Annotated in this window: 16 protein-coding genes; 4 read left to right on the top strand and 12 right to left on the bottom strand. The window is 64.7% G+C overall.

Annotated features, from left to right (window positions below):
- Positions 1-2: 2 nt before the first annotated feature.
- Together L2Y97_RS11115 and L2Y97_RS11120 are read right to left on the bottom strand one after the other, a co-directional pair.
- Positions 3-341 (bottom strand): hypothetical protein, encoded by a 339-nt coding sequence (locus tag L2Y97_RS11115; protein ID WP_247436624.1) that lies wholly within the window; start codon positions 339-341, stop codon positions 3-5.
- Between the two features lie 40 nt (positions 342-381).
- Complete coding sequence (locus tag L2Y97_RS11120; protein ID WP_247436627.1) at positions 382-1,935, bottom strand: MDR family MFS transporter; 1,554 nt, start codon at positions 1,933-1,935, stop codon at positions 382-384.
- A gap of 93 nt (positions 1,936-2,028) precedes the next feature.
- On the opposite strand from L2Y97_RS11120, the gene L2Y97_RS11125 reads away from it, so the two are divergent.
- Together L2Y97_RS11125 and gph are read left to right on the top strand one after the other, a co-directional pair.
- Positions 2,029-2,709: a TetR/AcrR family transcriptional regulator gene (locus L2Y97_RS11125; protein ID WP_247436630.1), complete on the top strand. Its 681-nt coding sequence runs from the start codon at positions 2,029-2,031 to the stop codon at positions 2,707-2,709.
- A 29-nt stretch (positions 2,710-2,738) separates the two neighbouring features.
- Entirely contained in the window at positions 2,739-3,392 is a 654-nt protein-coding gene (gene gph / locus L2Y97_RS11130; RefSeq protein ID WP_247436633.1) for a phosphoglycolate phosphatase, read from the top strand.
- Between the two features lie 3 nt (positions 3,393-3,395).
- Here gph and L2Y97_RS11135 read toward each other — a convergent pair whose 3' ends face one another.
- From L2Y97_RS11135 to L2Y97_RS11175, 9 genes are all read right to left on the bottom strand, one after another.
- Positions 3,396-4,766 carry a serine hydrolase domain-containing protein gene (locus L2Y97_RS11135; protein ID WP_247436637.1) on the bottom strand — a complete coding sequence of 457 codons (1,371 nt, stop codon included), beginning with the start codon at positions 4,764-4,766 and terminating at the stop codon, positions 3,396-3,398.
- Positions 4,767-4,903: 137 nt separating this feature from the next.
- Complete coding sequence (locus L2Y97_RS11140) at positions 4,904-5,635, bottom strand: LytR/AlgR family response regulator transcription factor (RefSeq protein WP_247436640.1); 732 nt, start codon at positions 5,633-5,635, stop codon at positions 4,904-4,906.
- Entirely contained in the window at positions 5,632-6,714 is a 1,083-nt protein-coding gene (locus tag L2Y97_RS11145; RefSeq protein WP_247436643.1) for a sensor histidine kinase, read from the bottom strand. The genes L2Y97_RS11140 and L2Y97_RS11145 overlap by 4 nt, the downstream gene beginning before the upstream one ends.
- 71 nt (positions 6,715-6,785) lie before the next feature.
- The gene (gene msrA, locus L2Y97_RS11150; RefSeq protein ID WP_247436646.1) at positions 6,786-7,286 is read right to left on the bottom strand and encodes a peptide-methionine (S)-S-oxide reductase MsrA; all 501 of its coding nucleotides are present in this window, start codon (positions 7,284-7,286) and stop codon (positions 6,786-6,788) included.
- Positions 7,283-7,744: a peptide-methionine (R)-S-oxide reductase MsrB gene (gene msrB / locus L2Y97_RS11155; RefSeq protein WP_247436649.1), complete on the bottom strand. Its 462-nt coding sequence runs from the start codon at positions 7,742-7,744 to the stop codon at positions 7,283-7,285. The genes msrA and msrB overlap by 4 nt, the downstream gene beginning before the upstream one ends.
- Before the next feature lie 108 nt (positions 7,745-7,852).
- Positions 7,853-9,337, bottom strand: coding sequence for a glucose-6-phosphate dehydrogenase (zwf, locus tag L2Y97_RS11160; protein ID WP_247436651.1), 1,485 nt, complete (start codon positions 9,335-9,337; stop codon positions 7,853-7,855).
- Positions 9,338-9,476: 139 nt separating this feature from the next.
- On the bottom strand, positions 9,477-10,031 hold the full coding sequence (yjjX, locus tag L2Y97_RS11165; protein ID WP_247436654.1) for an inosine/xanthosine triphosphatase: 555 nt from the start codon (positions 10,029-10,031) through the stop codon (positions 9,477-9,479).
- Between the two features lie 3 nt (positions 10,032-10,034).
- Positions 10,035-11,675 (bottom strand): phosphoglucomutase (alpha-D-glucose-1,6-bisphosphate-dependent), encoded by a 1,641-nt coding sequence (gene pgm, locus L2Y97_RS11170; protein ID WP_247426276.1) that lies wholly within the window; start codon positions 11,673-11,675, stop codon positions 10,035-10,037.
- Between the two features lie 190 nt (positions 11,676-11,865).
- Positions 11,866-12,504: a response regulator gene (locus L2Y97_RS11175; RefSeq protein ID WP_247426278.1), complete on the bottom strand. Its 639-nt coding sequence runs from the start codon at positions 12,502-12,504 to the stop codon at positions 11,866-11,868.
- A 125-nt stretch (positions 12,505-12,629) separates the two neighbouring features.
- On the opposite strand from L2Y97_RS11175, the gene L2Y97_RS11180 reads away from it, so the two are divergent.
- Positions 12,630-13,409, top strand: coding sequence for an Hpt domain-containing protein (locus L2Y97_RS11180; RefSeq protein ID WP_247426280.1), 780 nt, complete (start codon positions 12,630-12,632; stop codon positions 13,407-13,409).
- Positions 13,370-14,248, top strand: a complete 879-nt coding sequence (locus L2Y97_RS11185) for an NAD-dependent protein deacetylase (RefSeq protein ID WP_425492856.1) — start codon at positions 13,370-13,372, stop codon at positions 14,246-14,248. Before L2Y97_RS11180 ends, L2Y97_RS11185 begins: the two co-directional genes overlap by 40 nt.
- On the opposite strand, the gene tadA is transcribed toward L2Y97_RS11185, so the two are convergent.
- Positions 14,245-14,736, bottom strand: coding sequence for a tRNA adenosine(34) deaminase TadA (tadA, locus tag L2Y97_RS11190; protein ID WP_425492758.1), 492 nt, complete (start codon positions 14,734-14,736; stop codon positions 14,245-14,247). The genes L2Y97_RS11185 and tadA overlap by 4 nt on opposite strands.
- Positions 14,737-14,750 lie beyond the last annotated feature (14 nt).

The raw sequence follows: 14,750 nt of genomic DNA on the forward strand, positions 1-14,750 counted from the left end.
CGTTATGCGAAACGGTGGGTCGCCTTTTCGACAAGGGCACGCAGCTGCTGCGCCATGGCGGCCGCATCAGCATCACCCGCGCCCTTCATCGCATCCAGCAGCTGCCCGGCACGGGCATCCGCCTCGATCAGGTCGCGGAACGTGCTGGCCAGCAACTGCACTGCCGCGGCGTTGATGCCGCGACTATCAAAGCCCATCGCCTTGCGGCGCTGGCGGTAACGGGCCTGGCGCTGCGCATTCGTAAGCGCATCCGGCTTGCGCGGCCGCCCGCGGCCACGCTTCGCATTCGGAAACATGTCGGAGGTATTCGGATCGCGCGTCGCGTTGATGTTCTTCTTCATGCCGCTATTATTCGTTACGGTAACGAATAAGGCAATCCTGTCAGGCAGCCTTCCGTCCTGCACCCCGGAGCGGCACGTCGCGCAGGAACCACGCCAGGCAAAACCCGAGGAAAACGACGCCGGCCGCCACGTGGTAAACCACGTGCAGCGAGGAACCGAAGGCATGGATGAATTTCGCATGCAGGTCGGGCGTCATCCTCGCGACCATTTCGGGCGAGAACGTGCGCGGGCCCATCTGTGCGGCGGGGATATCGCCCTGCAAGCGCGACTGCAGCCCCTGGGTAAACAGTGCGCCAAACACCGATACACCCACCGAGCCGCCGATGGAACGGAATAGTGTAACACCGGATGTGGCAACACCCATGTGCTTCATCTCGACACTGTTCTGCGCAGCCAGAATCAGCACCTGCATCACCATGCCGATGCCCAGGCCAAGAATGCCGGCGTAGCCATAGATCAGGTAGAGCGGATCCTCCTCCTTGACGCTACCGAGCAACATCAACGCGACCGCACCCAGGAAGGTGCCGATGACCGGAAACACCCTGTAGCGGCCAATACGGCTGATGATCCGGCCCGCGACGATGGAGCTGACCAGCACACCACCCATGAGCGGGAGCAATTGCAGCCCCGCCCCCGTCGGCGACACACCCTTTACCGTCTGCAGGTAGAGCGGCAAATAGGTGGTGGAGCCAAACAGCGCCGTGCCGACGAAGAAGCCGATCAGGCTGCACAAAAGGAACGTGCGGTGCTTGAACAGGTGCAGTGGGATGATCGGCTCACTGGCAATGCTCTCTTCGTAGATAAAGCCAGCGACGGCGACGAGGCCCATGACCAGGATCGACCACAGGGCCACCGAGTTCCACGGCATCTGCGTGCCGCCCTCGGTCGTGAACAGGATGATGCAGCTCAGCGCCGTGGCGAGAAAGCCAGCACCAAACCAGTCGATCTGATGCTTGACGTGCCGCGCGTGCGGGTGAAACACCGCGGCGATCACCAGCAGGCAGAGGATGCCCAGCGGGAGATTGACGTAGAAGATCCACCGCCACGACAGGTGGTCGACCATGAACCCGCCAAGCAGCGGGCCGATGACCGTCGCCAGCCCGAAGACACCACCGAACAAGCCCTGGTAACGGCCGCGCTCCGCGGGCGGCACCACATCACCGATCGCCGCCATCGTGATCACCAGCAACCCGCCACCACCCAGGCCCTGCAATGCACGCATCAGGATAAGCATCGTCATGTCCTGGGCCAGGCCACAGAGCACCGAGCCGATCAGGAAGATGACGATGGCGACCTGTAGCACGATCTTCCGCCCATAGAGATCGCCGAACTTGCCGTACAACGGCACCACCACGGTAGAGGTGAGCAGGTAGGCCGTCACCACCCATGACAGCTGGCTGAGGCCGCCCAGGTCGCCCACGATGGTGGGCAATGCCGTGGAGACGATGGTCTGGTCCAGGGCGGCCAGCAGCATCACCAGCATGAGGGCGGGGAAAAGCAGGCGCAGGGATGGCTGCGCCGGCATCGGCGCCAGGCTGGGTTCGACGACGCCAGCGGGCGTCTCGGCGGGTTCGGGGCGGTGGACGGCGTTCACGGGCGGTGGGCCTGTAAATTAATTAAGTCGTCAGTTAATATATGCGGCAACGAACCGCAAGGCAACTCCCCGCTCCCGTGCTATTCAGTGGCCATGAACAAACCGGATACCGCTAAACCCCTAAAGCCGCGTCGCGGCCGCCCACCTGGGCGCCCCCACGCCCAGCCGGATGCCGCCGACCAGCGCACGCGACTGATCGAGATCGCGCTGGCCCTCTATGCGAAGCAGGGCTACGCCGGGACCACGCTGGCCGCCATTGCACGCGCCGCTGACATGACACCGGCTGCCGTGCACTACTACTTCAAGACCCGCGAGCAGTTGTTCGACGAGATCCACGAGGCCCATATCGTGCCCATGCGCAAGCACGTGGAGGCGATCTTCCATGAGCACGCCGGCGACCCGGTGGCCGCCTTCGTGAAGGTGGCCGAGCGCTTCGTGGACGTGGCCGGTGAGCACGAATGGATCGCACCCGTATTCTTCGGCGATCTGCTCACGGAAGGCGATACGTTCCGCAAGCACGTGAAAGGCAAGGTCGATTACAAGACCCAGGCGGCGTTCCACGAACGCATCCAGGCGTGGCAGGCCACGGGCCTGCTTAACCCGGAGCTCGATCCTTCGCTCATCATGCCCTCGATCATGTCGCTGACCATGCTGTTCATGGCCGCGCGGCGGAAGTGGAAGGACGACCCCATCCGCAAGGAAGTCACGCGCGCGACCATTCGCCGCCACGCCATGGCCTTGCTGGGGCACGGGCTGGGGCCGCCGAAGGCGTAGAATCAGCGTTTTGATCGTGGAGCGGCGTCTTGGCCTACCCCTTTTCCCTCGTCATTTTCGACCTGGATGGCACGCTGGTCGATAGCGCCGCCGATATCGCGGAATCCGTCAACCGCACGCTCAGCGACTGGCGCCTGCCCACGTATGACGTGAAGCAGATCACCGGCTGGATCGGCGAGGGCTCCCGCCAGCTCATCACATATGCGTTTCGCGACGCCGGTAGCGATGCGGATATCGACGATGTGATGCCCGGGTTCCTGGAACACTACGCGGAAACCGCGCTGGACGCCGTGGTGTATCCAGGTGTCGCAGACACCCTGGCCGCATTGCATGCGCAGGGCGTGAAGCTGGCCGTGTGCACGAACAAGAACGAGGAGTTCGTGCGCCCGCTGCTGGAGGTACGCGGCCTGCTGCCGTATATCGATGGCATCGTGGGCGGCAACACTCTGCCCGAACGCAAGCCCAGCGGCGTGCCGCTGAAACACCTGGCCGATGAAGCCGGTGTACCTTTGAACCAGGTGCTCATGGTCGGTGATTCCGAGAGCGACATGCTGGCAGCGCGCGATGCGGGCGTGCCTTACGTGCTGGTGAGCTACGGCTACCCCAAGTCGCTCGATATCCGCAACGCAGGCGCCCTGGCGGTGATCGACCAGTTCGCCGAGTTACTCAACCTGCACACCTGACCACTACCGGTAAGCGGCGATGGCCGCCTTGATCAGGCGCACATCGTCCTCGATGCCGTAGGTCGGTGGCGCGGAATAGCCGAAGCGGGTAATGACCAGGTGCTCCGATGGCACGATGTAGATGCGCTGCCCCATGGTGCCGCTGGCAAAGAAGCCATCTTTCGGGAAGCCGCCCTCGACGCGCATTTGCGCGACATCACTCGGGCCGTCATTGGTCCAGAAGCCCGCACCGTAAGGCGCCCCCAGGGCCGACGTGCGTGACCACGCAACCCAACCCTCGGGGAGCAGGCGCGATCCATCCGGCGCCTTGCCGTCATTGAGGTACAGCAGGCCGAGCCGGGCGTAATCACGCGCGGTGGCGTACACATACGTCGAACCGATAAAGGTGCCCTGCCCGTCATATTCCATCGTGACATCACCCATGTGCAGCGGGGCGAACAGGCGCTGGCGGGCGAAGGCGCGCACGCCAGCGGCACCGCCACCAATACGCTGACCGAGCATACGGTCCAGCAACACGGTATCGGCCGACGTGTACTCAAAGGTCTTCCCTGGCGCCTCCTTCGCCGGCTGGGCCGCTGCGAAACCGGCCATGTCAGCGTGCAGGAATTCCATCTGGGCCACCGGGCTGAAGGCGGACTCCGCCTCCTCGGCGGCAAGGCCGCTTTGCATGCGCATCAGATCTTCAATGGTGATCGCAGCGCGCGGATCTCCCGGCGTCTGCCACTCCAGCGCACCGAGCGGCTGCTTCGGATCCACCTTGCCATCGAGCGCAAGCATGCCGAGCAGCGCATTGGTGAATGATTTCGCCACGGAAAAACTGATGAGCTTCGAGCGGATGCCATAACCTTGCGCATAGCGTTCGGCCACTACCTTGCCATCCTTGACGATGACGACGGCCTTCACTGCCTTCGGTGCGTCACCACGATGTTCGGCGAACACGCGCTCCATGGCAGCAGCCACCGTGGGCTTGTCCGTGGCGACGAGCCCGGCTGCGGCGAATCCATCATCGATATCAGGCGCAACATGGGTATCGGCCACCCATGCCGTGTTCCCAGGGAGATCAAGCCGGCAACCGTACCCCGGGGTAAATGTGGCGGTGGCCAGCGTCGAGACCAGCCCATCAACCGCGACCGCCTGGCGTTCCCGATCCACGTGTACCGTGAGCCACTTCGCCGGCAGGGATCCGATCATGGGCGTGACCAGTTCACGGTAGATCGTGTCCGGATCCTGGTGCCCGACGTAGGTCATCGAGCAGACGTGGTGGGCAGCCACGCCAGCTGCGACGCGTATGGCCTGGTCCGGACGGTAGACCGCCCAGGCGGCGATGGCCAGGCCCAGCACCAGGCTGGTGGTGACAAGTAACGGCTTGCGCATGGTTCAGCTCCGTGGTGTGGGCTGAACTGTGGCGCACGGAGTGAACGTGCCGGTGTCGGGTTGGGACGAATGGCGATGGGGGTGGGACGAATCCTGCACCGGCGGCAAAGAAAGGGGCATCGCGCGCGAGCGCGCTCCTACAAGTCCGGGGACAGGTAGCGGCGAGTCCAGGTGGTGCGTGCCCCGTCGCGCAGTACCAGGCGCTTTTCACCATCGGGCCAGGGCTGCACCTCGGTGATGGCATCGAGCCGGACGATGGTCGAGCGGTTCACTCGGACGAAGGCGGAGGGGTGTAGCCGGGCCTGGAGGCCATCAAGCGTACCGCGCAAGCGGCGTGCCGCACCGTCCACATATACATCCAGATAGTTCCGGTCCGACTCAATGCGATCGACGCGTGCCACGGGGACCAGTTCCGCTGAGTCGCCCGTGGGCAGTAGCAACCGCTCCAGGTAGTGCACCGGCGCCGGCAGATCCCCCAGCAGGGCGTCCATCCGCGCCATCGACGGCGCGATCTTTTCAACCAGTCGCCGCACGGTGCGCGCGAACCGCTCAGGGCCCACCGGCTTCAGCAGGTAATCGAACGCATGCACCTCAAACGCCTGGACGGCCAGGTCATCGTGCGCCGTCACGAACACCACCTCGGCCGGCAGCGGTTCACCGAGTGCCTGCAGCACACCAAAGCCATCCATGCCGGGCATGCTGATATCGAGGAACAGCACATCCGGCCGCATGCGGTTTATCAACGTCACGGCGGCGGGCCCATCAGCGGCCTCACCCACCCAGAGCAAACCGTCATGCTCGGCAAGGTACCGGCGGATCTTCGCGCGCGCCGGCGCTTCGTCGTCGACGACGACAGCCCGGAGCGTCATGGCGCATCTCCCCGCCGGATGGGCAGCCATAGGGTCACGACGGAACCCGTGCCCGCCGCATCCCGTTGTACGCCCGCCTCGTCACCGTACAAATGGCGCAGCCGCGCCTGCACGTTGCCCATGCCGATGCCATGACCGGGCCGCACACTCCCGCCCCCGCCCCCGCCCCCGCCGTCGCGGACGGTGATGACCGCACGCCCGCCATCGGACACCGCGGCCACACGCACAAACCGGGCATCGCCCACGCCACCGTGTTCGATCGCGTTCTCCACGAGCGGCTGCAATATGAGGAACGGCACCCGCACGTCGGCCAGCCCTTCATCGGCCACGAGGTCCGCATCCAGGCCTGCACCAAAGCGCGCGCGCTGGATATCGAGGTAAAGATCCAGCAGCCGCCACTCCTCACGCAGCGCATGTTCCTGGCCAGCCGCCGCCAGGGTGGCACGGAGCAGCTCGCCGACCCGTGCCAGCATTTCATCGGCCACGCGCGGTCGCTCGTACATCAGCTCGGATACCGCATTGAGCGTGTTGAACAGGAAGTGCGGGTTGAGTTGCAGGCGAAGCGCCTCGAGACGTGCTTCGGATAGCGCCGATTCGAGCTGGGCGTTGCGCACTTCGCGCTCGCGACCTTCGCGGTAGCGATCGAACAGCCACACACCCACCACGATCACCGCGTAAAAGAACAGCTGCGTGGGCACCTCCATCAGGTACCGCCACACCGTGATCCCATAGGCCCGCCCAGGCAAGCCCACCAGCCGGAAGACGACCTGGCGCGATGCGATCATGAGCGTGGTTTGCGCGACCGATAGCGCGATGAAAACACCGGCATGAGCCCATGGCGAACGAGGGATGCGCCGCAGGGCTGCGAAGAGCAGCGGCAGGCACGCGCCAAAACTCAGGGAGCCGGTCAGCTCTTCGATCAGGGGCGGGACAAATGGCGTGGCATGGCCGTTGGCCACATCGATCAGAAAACGGTTTGACGCGCGCAGGAGCCCGATCAACACGAGCAGGGCCACCCACAGCCACAGCGCGCGCCGCCGCCATGCCGGTGGAACCGCCTGCCCTACCCTGTTCGCCATCCCCTGCCCCCAAAACAAGCCCGCCGGCTCTTATACCAGAGCCGGCGGGCGTTACTTCAGGCGACTTCAGCTCACGCGGCGCGGCGTGGGAGCACCCAGTCCGGCCGGATGAAATGGCACGTGTACCCGTTCGGGTACTTTTCCAGGTAATCCTGGTGCTCCGGCTCAGCCTCCCAGAACGGACCGGCAGGGCTGACTTCGGTCACGACCTTGCCCGGCCACAGGCCCGATGCGTTGACGTCGGCAATCGTGTCTTCCGCCACAGCCTTCTGCTCGTCGTTCAGGTAAAAAATGGCGGAGCGGTAGCTTGTACCCACATCGTTACCCTGACGATTCACCGTGGTCGGGTCATGGATCTGGAAGAAGAACTCGAGGATCTTCCGATAGCTGATCTTCGCCGGATCGAACTCGATCTCAATGGCCTCGGCATGCGTGCCGTGGTTACGGTACGTGGCGTTGGGCACATCACCGCCGGAATAGCCGACACGGGTACTGATAATGCCGGGCTGCTTGCGAATCAGGTCCTGCACGCCCCAGAAGCAACCGCCGGCCAGGATGGCTTTCGACGTCATGCGACACCTCCCTTGGTTTCATTGAACAGGCTGGCGTACTGCCCGTAGCCTTCCTTTTCCAGGTCAGCCAGCGGTATGAAGCGCAGCGACGCCGAGTTGATGCAGTAGCGCAGGCCGCCACGATCGCGCGGACCATCCGGGAACACATGGCCCAGATGGCTGTCGCCATGCGTGGAGCGCACTTCCGTACGGATCATGCCGTGGCTGGTGTCGCGATTCTCGACGACATGGTCGTTTTCGAGGGGCTGGGTGAAGCTCGGCCAGCCACAACCGCTATCGAATTTGTCCAGCGACGAGAACAGCGGCTCACCTGACACGATATCGACGTAGATGCCCGGTTCCTTGCTCTCGTGGAACGCGTTATGGAACGGGCGCTCGGTGCCACTTTGCTGGGTGACACGGAACTGCTCGGGACTGAGGCGCGCAATGGCCTCGGGACTCTTGCGATAGTCAGACATGGGGAGCCTCCAGGGGATATTCGGCGCCGCGGTCGCCCGCTTCGCCGCTGCCCACATAATGCGGGCGAGCGGCGTGGATGCAATGCCCCGGAAGGGTGAAGGCCGGGCTCAGGCGGCCAGGTCTTCCACCCACTGATGGCCCGCCTGCGCCAGCAGCTCACGCGCCGAATCCGGACCCCAGGTGCCGGCCTCATACGCATCCGGTCCCGTCGTGGCCTCGCTCCAGCCCTGCAGGATGGGCGTCACCCACTGCCACGCGGCCTCGGTCTCGTCCTTGCGCACGAACAGTGCCGGGCTACCCTTCACGGCATCGAGCATCAAGCCCTCGTACGAATCACGGAAGCGCACGCGGGCCGGTTCGCCCAGTTTCGACAGCGCATCGACTTCATCCAGGCCGAAGGTGTTGCCCGGCTGCTTCACAAACAGGGGCAGGATGACGCTCTCATTGGGCTGCACGCGAATGACCAGGCGGCTCCCGGGGCGCGCTTCGCCAAACAGGCCCGGCTCACCGGCACGGAACTGGATAACGACTTCGGTGAGTTTTTCCGGCATGCGCTTGCCCGAACGCAGATAGAACGGCACGCCCTTCCAGCGCGGTGTTTCGATCTCGGCCTTCAGTGCGACGAAGGTTTCTGTGTTGCTCGGGGTCGCTTCCGGCAGCTCCTCGCGATAGGCCGGCACGGCCTGGCCGCCCGCGGTACCGCGCACATACTGGCCACGCGCCACGTTGGCGGCGAGATTGTTGCGATCGAGCGGCTTCAACGCCTTGAGTACACGCACTTTTTCGTCGCGCAGCGCATCGGCATCCAGTGAGGACGGGCGCTCCATGGCCACCACCGTCAGTACCTGCAACAGGTGGTTCTGGATCATGTCACGCAATGCGCCGGAGCCGTCGTAGTAACCGCCACGGCCTTCCAGGCCAACCGTCTCCGCCGCCGTGATCTGTACATACTCGATCGACTCGCTATCCCACATGCGCTCGAGCATGGGGTTGGCAAAGCGCAGCGCGATGATGTTCTGCACCGCCTCCTTGCCCAGGTAGTGATCGATGCGATAGATGCTGTTTTCCGGGAAATGGCGGCCAACGCCCTCATTCACCTTGCGCGCGGTTTCCAGGTCGGTACCGATCGGCTTTTCCAGCACGATGCGCGACTGCTCGGTGCGCAGGCCGTTCTCATCGATGTTCCTGGCGATATCGCCGTAAAGATCGGGCGCGGTGGCCAGGTAGAAAACACGCACGCGTCCGTCACCATCGCGGCCAAGCTTTTCAGTCAGGCCGGCCCAGTTACCACCGGCGTCGGCGCCATTGAGGCTCACGTAATGCACCAGGCCGAGGAAGCGCTTGACCGTCGCTTCATCCAGCTCATCCGCACGGATGAACTCGTGCAGGGCCTTCAGGGCGCGCTCGCGGTAGCTCCCGTCATCCAGGGGCGACCGCGCGGTACCGACGATGCGCGCATCCATGGGCACCTGCCCCTCGGCAAATCGCCGGTACAGCGCAGGCAGCAGCTTGCGCATGGTCAGGTCGCCGGTGGCGCCGAAAATCACGTAATCGAAGGACGGGACGGGTTCGAGCTGGCTGGAAGCGGTCATGGCCTGGTATCCGGTAAGGCAAAGGATGGCGGCGGCTTCGCCGTCGTCGACGCCTTGCTGGATGAGGGGCAATGGCCCAGATTCAAGGGGCTGGATCGATCTAAATTAGTGCCCCAGGCTCACAACACCTTTACCGCGCCTACGGTTCGGGTTCGGTGCTGTAGAGCTCGGGGTGCAGGAAGGGGGCCATGGCGAGGACCATGGCCTGGGCGTAGGCGTCCTCGCGGGTGGCGTGGCCATTGGTTACGAGGCCGATGGCACCGCCTTGCTGCTTGATGTTAACGGTACCGAACAGGCGGTCCATGACATCACCCAGCTCTTCGCCGTAAAGCAGCGCTTCGTACACTGCGGGTGGCAACGGCAGCCAGGCGCTGCGTCCGACCGACACCGTATCGCCGTGGGCAATGGCCACGACACCGAAGGTGCCGGGGCCATCCTCGGTCACGTCCACGCCGCCCTCCAGCGCCACGAAGAAATCGCCGTCCCCGTGCTGGCGGCAGTGGTTCATCCGGTTGAGGGCGCCTTCGCGGGTTTCAGCCACGGTCATGGGCTGGTCGGCGACGCCCGACGGGGCATGCATGCCCTCGCAGACCACCAGCCGGCCCGGAAACAACGGCGCTAGTGCCCGCTGTACGGCCGCCACCTTGACCGGGTTACGCGAGCCGACCAGTACTTTCAGCGGCGCATGCGACATGGCTTAGCCCAATGCCTTGTCGACCATGGCCTGGGCCTCTTCGAGCACCTGGTCGAGGTGCTCCTTGCCACGGAAGCTTTCGCCGTAAACCTTGTAAATGTCTTCGGTGCCGGAGGGGCGCGCGGCGAACCAGCCCTGCGCCGAGCTGACCTTGATGCCGCCGATGGGCTGCCCATCGGCCTGGTTGATGACGGTGGTGATCGGGTCACCGGCGAGCATCGTCGAGGTCACCTGCGCCGGCTGAAGCTTCGCCAGTTTCTGCTTCTGTGCGTGCGTGGCCGGCGCATCGATGCGCGCGTTGGCCGGATCGCCCAGTTCACGGGTGATGTCCTGGTAGATCCGGCCCGGATCGCGACCGAGTCGCGCCGTCATTTCACCGGACAGGAGCGCGGCGAGGATGCCGTCCTTGTCGGTGGACCACGCCGAGGCATCCTTGGCGAGGAACGAGGCACCGGCACTCTCTTCGCAGCCAAAACCCACGCTCCCATCGAACAAACCGGGGACGAAATACTTGAAACCGACCGGCACCTCGAGCAAGGGCCGGCCCAGATGCGCTGCGACGCGGTCAAGCAGGCCGGTGCTTACGGCCGTCTTGCCTACAGCGGCTTTCGCGCTCCAGCCGGGGCGGTTCTGGAACAGGTACCAGGCAGCGGCAGCGAGGTAATGGTTGGCGGGCATCAGGCCTGTGCTGGGTGCGACCACGCCATGCCGGTCGTGATCGGTGTCGCAGGCGAAGGCGACATCGAACTTGTCCTTGAGGTGAATCAGGCGCTGCATGGCATAGGACGATGATGGGTCCATGCGGACCTTCCCATCCCAATCCAGCGACATGAACGCGAAGGTCTTGTCGACCTCTTCGCTGACCACGGTGAGGTCGAGCCCGTATCGCTCGCCAATGGCCCCCCAGTAATGCACGCCCGCTCCACCGAGGGGATCCACGCCCATCCGCACGCCATGGGCACGGATGATGTCGAGATCCAGCGCATCGCCGAGGTCACCGACGTAGCGCTGCAGGAAATCGAACTCGTGGGTGGTGGAGGCCTTCAGGGCCTGCGCGTAAGGCATGCGCTTCACCTCGCGCAGGCCGCCCTCGATCAGCACATTGGCGCGATCGGCGATCCATTTGGTGGCGTCGGTGTCGGCCGGGCCGCCGTGCGGCGGGTTGTACTTGATACCGCCGTTGTCCGGCGGATTGTGCGATGGCGTAATGACAATGCCATCGGCCTTGCCTCGCTCACGCCCGCGGTTGTGCACGAGGATGGCGTGCGATACACCCGGGGTCGGGGTGTACTCACCGCCTGCCGAAATCAGTGTTTCGACGCCGTTGGCGGCAAGTACTTCCAGCGTACTTTCCAGTGCGGGCTGCGATAGCGCGTGGGTGTCGATGCCCACATAAATAGGCCCATCGACGCCCGCCTTCGCACGATACTCACAAATCGCCTGCACCACCGCCAGCACGTGCGTTTCGTTGAACGAGCGCTCAAACGAGGAGCCGCGGTGCCCCGAGGTGCCGAAGACGACCCGCTGCTCGGGTACCGAGGGATCGGGCTTCAGGTCCACATAGGCGGCCAGCAGCTTCGATAGATCGACAAGCGTGCTGTCCGTGGCGGGCTTGCCAGCGAGGGGGCTGATCTTGGCACTCACCGATGGGTCTCCTTGCTATGGGCGCCCCAGGCGCCCTGGTCGGGCATTGTAGGCACGGTAAGCTACCGTGGTTGTCAAGCGTGCGTGCACGTCGCCGTGCGCGCCAGCCCCCAAGGATCGCGTAGTTTTGAGAATTCTTCTATGTCCCCGGCGGCCGTCGCTGGCTATCGTGGCAGCGTCCGTTCAGCACCTATAGGCGCAGCCGCTCGATGTACTCGAAAATCTCGGCGTCGTTAGCCAGGCGCAGCTTGCGCATGGCGTTGGATTTTTGCTGGCTGATCGTGGACAAGCCCCGCCCCGTGGCCCGGGCGATATCGGTCACGCTGTTGCCCGTGGCGAACAGGCGCAGGATCTCAAGTTCGCGTGGTGACAGATCGGCCAACGTGCCCGACCTGTCCACCGCGGCCGCCTGCTCCGCCCCCATGACCGCCAGCACGGAGGCACCGAGGTAGACATGGTTGCCCAGTATCGTTCGCAATGCCTCGGGAATATCGCGCGCATCGCCCGACTTCCCGATCAGGCCAAGCACCCCGGCGGCCAGGATTTCGCGATACAACGCGGGATTGGCGATCGTGGTGATGACCAGGATCGGGAGGCGGGGATAACGCCTGCGAACCGCATCGAGCATCGCAAGCCCGTCGTGCTCGGCACCCGGCATGCTGAAATCCGTGATCAGCACATCGCAGGGTTCGGTATCCAGCAGGGCCAGCAGCGCTTCGGGCGAAGCCGCCTCACCCACCACGCGGCACGTGCCATCGTGGGCAAGCGCCAGGCTGATGCCTTTCAATACGACGGGATGATCATCGGCGACGATGACGCGATAAGTCATGGCGATCCTTCCAGGCGGCGTGATCCATTCATCCGCGCTGCGGTAGCGGCGCGTCACGGGGCGCCGAGTTGAGCACATCACGCCGATGGGCGCCAGTCGAAAAACTGCACGCATGGATCGAACGCATGCTCGATACCCGCGCCGCACGGGCTGCCTGCATCATCGAAAGCACCAGCCTGCCTGACCTCCTGGAACGCGTAGGCACACGACACGCGTGGCGTGCGCGCCGGCGCGGCATCGTGCTGTCACTCGATGTTGATCCCGCCGTGGAGGCAGATCTCGTGGGCCCGTTCGACATCCTTGGCGACGTGCTTTCCTCCCTTCTCGCACATGCCATCGATCATGCACCGTGTGGTGAGGTGACCCTGCGCATCGACGTGGTTGGCGACGGGCCCGGGCGGCAGGTATTGCATTTCACCACCGAGTCGCGGGCCGCCCCGGCCGACGCCTGGCAGGCATTGCGCGAGACGCTCGGAAGCATCCGCGGGCGGCTGCTCGTGGAGCAGGACCTCACATGTCGCGCCATCGTCGAAGTCGGCCTGATCGCACCGCCCGCACCGCCGCACGTCGACGTGGCGGCGTTGCGCAACACGCTGGGAAGCGACGCAGCCTTGTACGAAGTGGTGACCGCGCTGGGCGATGCACTGGCGGCTGACGTGGGCCACCTCGAGCACGCACTCGCCCGCGGTGATGCCAAGGCGCTGCGCCAATGGCTGCATCGTGTATCAGGCGCGCTGGGGATGGCGGAAGCCACGGGCCTGGCTGCCATGGGAATACGGCTGGAGCAGGAAGTGGCCGCGGGTGGCCTGGCCGGCATGGAACTGGCCGTACGCCGTTTCGCCCTGGATGCGACGCGCGCGCAGGCCTGGTTGCGCGAGGGCCACCTGCCCGATCCGCTGATATAGTCAGCACGGTGAACGCCCCGCACGAATCCCCCGCCCACCTCGATGACTTGCGAAACTTCGTAGAGTCACATCCCCGCCTGTTCGTACTCACGGGCGCGGGTATCAGTACGGACTCTGGCATACCCGACTACCGCGACGGCCAGGGAGAATGGAAGCGCAGCCCGCCCATGACTCTGCAGCTGTTCATGAGTGGCGAGCCGGCACGCGCCCGCTACTGGGCCCGCGGCATGGTCGGCTGGCGGCACTTCGGTTCAGTGAAGCCGAACTTCGCACATCATGCACTTGCCAACCTCGAATCACGTGGACGCATCGAACTGCTGCTCACCCAGAATGTGGATGGCCTGCATGAGGCGGCGGGTAGTGTGAACGTCGTGGACCTGCACGGCCGCATGGATCGGGTGCGCTGCATGCAGTGTGGCGATATCACCCGGCGTGACGTCATGCAGCAGCGTCTCGAGCAGGCGAACCCGGAATGGCAGGGCTTGAACGCGACCGTGGCGCCCGATGGTGACGCCGACCTGGATGGCGTTGATTTCCGCCACTTCAACGTGCCGCCCTGCCTCGTATGCGGGGGTATCCTGAAGCCGGATGTGGTGTTCTTCGGTGAGAACGTGCCGCGCGCACGCGTGGACACCGCGTGGGCGCACCTGGGCCGCGCCGATGCCATGCTCGTCGTCGGCTCGTCGCTCATGGTGTATTCGGGCTACCGCTTTGTGCTGGAGGCCTCGCGCCAGGGCTTGCCCATCGCCTCGGTGAACCTGGGTGTGACGCGTGCCGATGCGCTCATTACGCTGAAAGTGCCGCTCAACGTAACGGAGGCGCTGCAGCCGTTCGGCTAACGCCGTGCGCGAAAGAACTGGCGAAGCATATCGCCCGCCGCATCGGCCTCGAGGCCGCCCACGACCTCGACCTTGTGGTTGTGCTTATCCGATACAAGCGTATCGAACACACTGCCCGCCGCCCCGGTCTTCGGGTCCGTGGCGCCATAAACGACACGGCCGATGCGTGCGTGCACCATGGCCATGGCACACATGGCACAGGGCTCAAGGGTCACGTAAAGCGTGGCACCGGGGAACCGGTAATTCGCGAGAGCGGCGCCTGCGGCACGCAAGGCCTGGATTTCCGCGTGTGCCGTGGGATCGTGCATGGTGATGTTGCGATTCCAGCCCAGGCCCACGGGCTTTCCATCCATGACCAGGACGGCCCCGACGGGCACCTCGCCCTCCGCATCGCGTGCGTGCGCCGCCAGCTCCAGGGCACGCGCCATCCATGCGCGATCCTCGTCGCTGAATGGGGGCGTGGCATCGGGCGTGAGCGGGCTGTTCAAGGACGATGGCTCCT

It is taken from the genome of Luteibacter aegosomatissinici (assembly GCF_023078495.1).
Lineage (GTDB): Bacteria > Pseudomonadota > Gammaproteobacteria > Xanthomonadales > Rhodanobacteraceae > Luteibacter > Luteibacter aegosomatissinici.

Excerpts from the sequence above, each read along its gene's own strand:
- zwf (WP_247436651.1), bottom strand. The coding sequence starts at position 9,337 with ATGACCGCTTCCAGCCAGCTCGAACCCGTCCCGTCCTTCGATTACGTG.
- msrB (WP_247436649.1), bottom strand. The coding sequence starts at position 7,744 with ATGTCTGACTATCGCAAGAGTCCCGAGGCCATTGCGCGCCTCAGTCCC.
- L2Y97_RS11135 (WP_247436637.1), bottom strand. The coding sequence starts at position 4,766 with ATGCGCAAGCCGTTACTTGTCACCACCAGCCTGGTGCTGGGCCTGGCC.
- L2Y97_RS11180 (WP_247426280.1), top strand. The coding sequence starts at position 12,630 with ATGCTCGATACCCGCGCCGCACGGGCTGCCTGCATCATCGAAAGCACC.
- L2Y97_RS11140 (WP_247436640.1), bottom strand. The coding sequence starts at position 5,635 with ATGACGCTCCGGGCTGTCGTCGTCGACGACGAAGCGCCGGCGCGCGCG.
- L2Y97_RS11175 (WP_247426278.1), bottom strand. The coding sequence starts at position 12,504 with ATGACTTATCGCGTCATCGTCGCCGATGATCATCCCGTCGTATTGAAA.
- L2Y97_RS11115 (WP_247436624.1), bottom strand. The coding sequence starts at position 341 with ATGAAGAAGAACATCAACGCGACGCGCGATCCGAATACCTCCGACATG.
- msrA (WP_247436646.1), bottom strand. The coding sequence starts at position 7,286 with ATGACGTCGAAAGCCATCCTGGCCGGCGGTTGCTTCTGGGGCGTGCAG.
- L2Y97_RS11145 (WP_247436643.1), bottom strand. The coding sequence starts at position 6,714 with ATGGCGAACAGGGTAGGGCAGGCGGTTCCACCGGCATGGCGGCGGCGC.
- L2Y97_RS11125 (WP_247436630.1), top strand. The coding sequence starts at position 2,029 with ATGAACAAACCGGATACCGCTAAACCCCTAAAGCCGCGTCGCGGCCGC.
- yjjX (WP_247436654.1), bottom strand. The coding sequence starts at position 10,031 with ATGTCGCATGCGCCGCTGAAAGTACTGGTCGGCTCGCGTAACCCGGTC.